The organism is Hydrogenimonas sp. (assembly GCF_029933015.1).
In the GTDB taxonomy this organism is placed as follows: Bacteria; Campylobacterota; Campylobacteria; order Campylobacterales; family Hydrogenimonadaceae; genus Hydrogenimonas.
The window spans coordinates 1-1,876 of record NZ_JAOZOZ010000113.1 but is presented as its reverse complement, the minus strand read 5'-3'; the positions used below and the strand labels follow the sequence as shown (position 1 = coordinate 1,876).

The following is a 1,876-nucleotide window of genomic DNA, read 5'->3' as shown; positions in this document are numbered from 1 at the left end:
TCTCCCTTCTACGAAGAGTCCTGCAGCCACGCCATCCACGAAGTGCTGAAAGAGATTGATGGGGAGAGGGAGAGAGAGGATGCCGAAAGGATCGCCTGGATACGTATGGGCACCACCATCGCCACCAACGCCCTGCTGGAACGCAAGGGGGAACCGACGGCGCTGGCGGTGACGAAGGGGTTCGCGGATCTGCTGGCCATCGGGGATCAGAGCCGGCCCGACATCTTCGCCCTCGAGATCGAAAAGCCCTCGCCTCTGTACGAGGAGGTCGTGGAGATCGACGAGCGCGTCTTTTTCCGGGAGGGCCGCTGTCTTGTCGAAAAGGAGATCGACGAGGAGGCGGTGCGCGATACACTGAGAGGGCTGAAGGCGAGGAACCTGGCCGTCTCCCTGATGCACGGATACGCCTTCGCCGACCACGAGAAGAGGGTGGCGGCCATCGCCGGGGAGATGGGGTTTTCAGTGGTCTGCAGCCACGAGGTATCGCCCCTGCCCGGGGCGGTGGCACGGAGCGAGACGACGCTGGTGGACGCCTATCTGACGCCGAAGCTTCAGGCCTATCTCGACGCCTTCAAGAGAGCCTTCCGAGAAGATGTGGAGAAAAAGACGCTGATGATGGAGAGCGGCGGCACCCTCGTGCCCGTGACGCGCTTCAGAGGCTCCCGGGCGCTGCTGAGCGGGCCGGCCGGTGGGGTGGCGGCGCTGGAGGCGATCTACGAGGGGACACCGCTGATCGGTTTCGACATGGGGGGCACCAGTACCGACGTCTGCCGCTACGACGGGCGTATCGAACTGCGGCACGAGAGCGAAACCGCCGGGGTGAAGGTGCGGGTGCCCCAGGTGGAGCTGCACACGGTCGCCAGCGGCGGCGGCAGCCTGCTGCGATACGAGGACGGGCTTTTCAAAGTGGGGCCCGAAAGCAGCGGAGCCGATCCCGGGCCGCTCTGCTACGGGCGGGGCGGCAGCCTCAGCGTCACAGACGCCAACCTGGTCACCGGCCGGCTCGATCCGAAACGCTTTCCCCGCATTTTCGGCCCCGAAGGAAACGCGCCGCTGGATGCGGAAGCGAGCCGCAAAGGGTTCGAGCCGATCGCCAGGGAGCTCGGCAGCTGCGTCGAAGCGGTGGCGGAAGGGTTTCTGGCCGTGGCGAACGAGCAGATGGCCACGGCGATCAAGGAGGTGACCCTCAAAAAGGGGTACGATCCGGCAGAACACACGCTCTGCGCCTTCGGCGGCGCCGGCGGGCAGCACGCCGTGGCGGTGGCGAAAAAGCTCGGCATTGCGAAGGTGCTGATCCATCGCCATGCCGGGATACTCTCCGCGTGGGGCATGGCCCTGGCCAAAGAGAGCTTCGACGCGGCGCGTCTGGTGGAAAAGCCTCTCGAAAAGTGCGATACGTCGCTGTTCAATCCGCTGGAGGAGGAGATCGCCCCGAAGGTGGCCGGAAAAAAACACCGGATGGAGCGGCTGGCCCGGGTGAAGTACGAAGGGACCGACCGGGCGATCGAAGTCCCTTTCGAGGGGGCGAAGGAGGCGTTCGAAAAGCGGCATGTCAGGGAGTTCGGGTTTCTGATGCCCGAGCGGCGGCTCGTGGTCGAGTCTCTCCGGCTGGTGGCGGCGATCGAAAGCGAAGGGTGGCAGCGGCCCGACATCGCGCCCCAGGAAGGTCAGCCCCGCCCCCTCTACGAAAGAGCCCTCTATCTCGACGGGGCCTGGCACGACGCGCCGGTCTACGACATGGCGACGCTGGGGGCGGGGGCCGTGCTGGAGGGGCCGGCCCTGGTGATGCAGGAGAGCTCGACGATCGTGCTGGAAACGGGAACCCGGGCACGGATCACCGGGAAAGGGGACCTGATTCTTACGCTCGAAGCCCGGG

Annotated in this window: 1 protein-coding gene; it reads left to right on the top strand. The window is 65.9% G+C overall.

The window, feature by feature from the left end; genetic code table 11:
* On the top strand, nt 1-1,876 hold a 1,876-nt coding region (locus tag Q1K23_RS07455; RefSeq protein WP_300363516.1), incomplete at both ends, for a hydantoinase/oxoprolinase family protein.